Here is a 4,746-nt window from a genome sequence, read left to right as displayed (position 1 = left end):
CCGGATCACCCGTTGCTGGGCCGGTCCGTTCGGGGCTGACAGTTGGCTGCTCTGGCCGTCCTGGTTGACGGCGGTGCCGCGGATGATGGCGAGGATGTGGTGTCCGTTGCGTTCGGCGTCGGAGAGCCGTTCGACGAGGAGGAGACCGACTCCCTCGCCCCAGCCGGTGCCGTCGGCTGCCCCCGCGAACGACTTGCACCGCCCGTCCGGAGCGAGACCACGCTGCCGGCTGAAGTCGACGAAGGAGGCTGGCGTGGACATCACGGAGACGCCGCCCGCGAGGGCCAGGTCGCATTCGCCATTGCGCAGGGACTGAGCGGCCAGATGCAGGGCCACCAGCGACGACGAGCACGCGGTGTCCACCGAGATCGCCGGACCCTCAAGACCGAACGTGTAGGACAAACGGCCGGACACGATGCTCGCTGCGTTACCGGTGATCAGGTAGCCGTTGAGGTCCTCGTTCCCGTAGACCAGGGTCAGGTAGTCCTGGCCGTTGGTGCCGGTGAAGACTCCGGTGCGGCTGCCCCGCAGCGACTCCGGGGCGATGCCGGCGTTCTCGAACACTTCCCAGCCGGTCTCCAGCAGCAGCCGTTGCTGCGGGTCCATCGCCAACGCCTCGCGCGGACTGATCCCGAAGAACTCGGAGTCGAAGCCGCCCAGCTCAGGCAGAAACCCGCCGGAGCGGGTATAGGTCGTCCCACGCCGTTCGGGGTCCGGGTCGTACAGAGCGTCAAGGTCCCAGCCCCGGTCGGTCGGGAACTCGGTGATCGCGTCCCCGCCCTCGGCCACCAGCCGCCACAACGCGTCCGGCGAGACCGCACCACCGGGATAACGGCAGGCCATCCCCACAATCGCGATCGGCTCGTCGTCCACATCGGTCATCCGGAGGGCAGCGGTCTCCTGCCGGATGCCGATCACCTCGCCGCGCAGATGCTCTGCCAGCGCGTTCGCGGTGGGGTAGTCGAACAGCACAGTGGGGGGCAGCTTCAGGCCGAGGGCCGCCGCCAGCCGGTTGCGCAACTCGACTGCAGTGAGCGAGTCGAAGCCCGCCTCTTGCAAGGGACGTTCGCCCTCGACCGCCTCCGCGCTCCGATGCCCCAGGACGGAGGCGATGTGTGTCCGCACCAGCTGGCTTACGACCTGGGTCTGTTCGGCCTCGGAGAGGCTCCGGAGGCGGCGCGCGAAGTCCCGACCGGGGCTTGCGGCACGGCCTGTCGGGGTGCGGACGAGGCCACGGAAGACCGGTGCGAGCGTCCCGGCCTGCGCTTGTCGACGAAGTTCCGTGTGGTCGAGTTGGACCGGCACTACCCTTGATCGACCGCTCGCGAGCGCCTGGTCGAACGCGGCAAGGCAGTGCTCCAGCGTCGTCGTCTTCAGGGCGCCGAGCGCCCTGCGTTCGGTCTCGGACCTGATTGCCTCGTCCGACCGCTGACACGGGCCCCAGGCGAGGGAGACGGCCGGGCGGCCTTCGCCGGCGCGCTGATGTGCGAGCGCGTCGAGGAACGCCGCGGCGGACGCGGTGTGCGCCTGCCCGGGCACGCCGACCGTACCCGCGGCGGAGGAGAACACCACGAACGCGGTGAGATCAGCGTGGGACGTCAATTCATGGAGATGGAGCGCGAGTTCCGCGTGCTGGCGGAAAACTGCATGGACGCGATCGGGTGTGAGCGCGGTGAGCACACTGCCGTCCGACTCCTGGCCGGTGAGCATCACGGCCGTCAGCGGATGCTCCGGTGAGACGTGCGTCAGCAGTTCGGCGACCTTCTCCCGGTCCGCCAACTCGTTTGGGAAGAGGGTGACGTCAGCACCGAGCGCGACGAGATCGGACGTCTCCGGTGCCGTCGCACCCGGCGTTCGTCCCAGCAGTAGGCGTCGTACGCCGTGTTCGCGGACCAGATGTTGGATGAGCAACGTCGGCGGTTCGCCGGGGCCACAGACGATCAGAACAGTGCCGTCTTGGTCGAGCGTGCGCGCCGCACCGTCGGGCATGGCCGTTGAGCGGACCAGACGGGCTGCGTACGGGACGCCGTCACGTACGGCGAGCTGATCCTCGCTCGTGGCCAGCGCAGCTCTGACCGCGATCGGGGTGGCCCCCGTGTCGAGATCGACGACGACGAACCGGCCGGGGTGTTCGGCCTGTGCTGACCGGAGCAGACCCCATAGGGCGGCCTGCCCCGGATCATCGATGCGGTCGTCGTCGTGGACTGCCATCGCCCCGAAGGTGAGCACCACCAGGCGGGTGTCGGCGAGCCGCTCGTCGGACAGCCACGACTGGATGAGCTCCAGCATCCGGGCGAGCCGGGTGCTTGTGCCAACGCGGCTGTCCGGGCACGACACCAGGACGCCGTCGGGCATCGGAGTGCCCTCGTCGAGCAGTCGGCCCAGGACGTCGAGGTCGGCGACCTGCGTCCCGGGGAAGCCGGCGTAGTTGTCACCGAGGATCGCCCAATGCGACTCTTCGCTGGATGGCGCAACCGCAACCGCCGTCCAGCCCGGCTCGTAGCCCGGGTCGAAGTGGGCCTGTGCGAACTCACGAAGGTCGACAGGCCGGTGCGTGACCGCATCGACGGTGGCCACGACCGCGCCGGTCAAGTCGCTCACCACCATGGAGGTGCTCTCCGAACCAGCGGAGAGCCGGACCCGGAGTTCGCGCGGGGCGGCGGTCGCGGTGACACCCTTCCAGACGGCCGGAACCAATGGTGCTTCATCGCCCGCGCCCGCCGCCGACAGCGCCGTTTGGAGGAGCCTCGGGTCAAGGACGAACCCGCTCCGGCCCATGTCCTCGGTCAGCTGGACCACGGTGTGGAGGACATCTCCCGTACGCCATGCCGTACGCAGGCCGAACAGCGGGTCCTCGCCGGTGTGACCGATGTCGAGGAGCCGCTCCGCCAACTCTTCCGGATCGAGGGGAACGGCCCCCGCAGGGGGCCACTCGGCCGGAACGTCGGCGGCCGGGGCGACGGCGTGGTCGGCTGCCGTACCGGTCGCATGCCGCGTCCACGAGGCGTCCGGAGCGCCGGAGCGGCGGGAGTGGATCGTGATCCTGCTGCGGCCCTCCTCCACGGGGACTGCGGTGACATGAAGGCGCGCTGTGCCCGTGTCAGGCAGGACCAGGAGTGTTTCGACCGTGAGGGCCTCGACCTCCGCCAGGCCGATGTGGTGAGCGGTGTACAGCGCGAGGTCCAGCAGGACGGTCGCCGGGACGACGGCCACCCCGTGGAGGGCGTACGACGTCAGCCACGGGTGGGTGTCGGCCGACAACTGCCCAGTGAAAATGACCCCCTGATCATCGGGCAGTTCGATGGCTTCGGTGATCACCGGATGCCCGGTGGCTGTGCCACCGCTGCTACGCCCGGTGGGGTGGAGCCAGAAGTGCTGGTGCTGGAACGGGTACAGAGGGGTATCGATCCACTTACGCCGACCGAAGAAGGCCGCCCAGTCCACAACCGTGCCATGGGCGTGGGCCCGGCCCAGGGCAGCCACGAGCTGTGCAGTCTCGGACCTGTCACGGCGCACCAGCGGGATGAACACGGCCTCGGGCGCGCACTCGGGACCCGAGGCTGACAGCGCGGCGTCCGGACCCAGCTCGACGAAAGTCGTGACGCCACGGTCGCGCAACGTCCGCACGCCGTCCGTGAACCGTACGGTCGCTAGCACGTGCTGGACCCAGTACTCAGCGTTGGACCAGGCTTCGCTCACCTCGCCGGACACGGTGGATACAACGGGGATCGTCGGAGCGCGGTAGGCGACACTCTCGGCAACCACCCGGAAGTCGTCGACCATCGGTTCCATCAGCGGCGAGTGAAATGCGTGTGACACCCGCAATCTGCTCGTTCGACGATCCCGTGACGTGAGCTCGGCGGCGATGGCGGCGACGCCTTCCCCTTCCCCGGAGACCACGACCGAACGCGGTCCGTTGACCGCGGCCAGCTCCGTTCCGGGGCGCAGCAGCGCGCGTACTTCCTCTTCCGTGGCCTCCACGGCCACCATGGCCCCGCCTTCCGGAAGCGCCTGCATCAGGCGACCACGTGCGGCGACCAGCCGGGCTGCGTCGGCCAGGGACAGCACTCCGGCGACGTGGGCGGCAGCCAGCTCGCCGACGGAGTGCCCGGCCAGGAGGTCGGGTCGCAGGCCCCACGACTCGATCAGCCGAAACAGCGCCACCTCGAAGGCGAAGAGTCCGGCCTGCGCGAACTCCGTGCGATTCACTGCCTCGGCGTCGTCTCCCCACAGAACGCCACGGAGCGGGACGTCGAAATGCTGGTCGAGTTCGGCCAGGACGGCGTCGAAGGCGTCGGCGAACACCGGAAATGCGGCATGCAGTTCCGATCCCATGCCCGGCCGTTGTGCCCCCTGGCCGGTGAACAGGAAGGCCGTCTTGCCCGCGGACACCTCCTGCGCTGCGACGGAACCGCTTGCCACTGCGTCGAGAGCGGCAGCCAGGTCCGCACGGTCGCTGCCGGTCGCGACCGCCCGGTGACTCAGGCCCGCTCGACCGATGGCCAGCGCCCGGCCGGCGGCAGCGAGGTCACTGTCGGGCAGCGTTGCCAACATTGTGCGCAGGTCGGCCGCCCGTGCGCGGACCGCCTGTGGGTTCTGACCGGAGATGACCCACGGCACCGCCGGAGGCCGAGGTGATTCTGTTCCTTCCTCGGTTGTTGGTGGTTCTTCGATGATGATGTGGGCGTTGGTGCCGCTGATGCCGAAGGAGGAGATGCCGGCGCGGCGGGGTTGGTTGTGGGGTGG

1 protein-coding gene is annotated in these 4,746 nt (G+C 69.4%); it reads right to left on the bottom strand.

Annotated elements, in window-relative coordinates:
• Positions 1-4,746: beta-ketoacyl synthase N-terminal-like domain-containing protein (locus tag ACFXJL_RS34695; protein WP_384699465.1), on the bottom strand; the 4,746-nt coding region annotated here is incomplete at both ends.

Origin of the sequence: Streptomyces sp. NPDC059256 (assembly GCF_042753785.1) — a bacterium.
GTDB lineage: Bacteria > Actinomycetota > Actinomycetes > Streptomycetales > Streptomycetaceae > Streptomyces.
The sequence above is the reverse complement of the archived record's forward strand: the minus strand, read 5'-3'. Positions and strand labels throughout refer to the sequence as shown.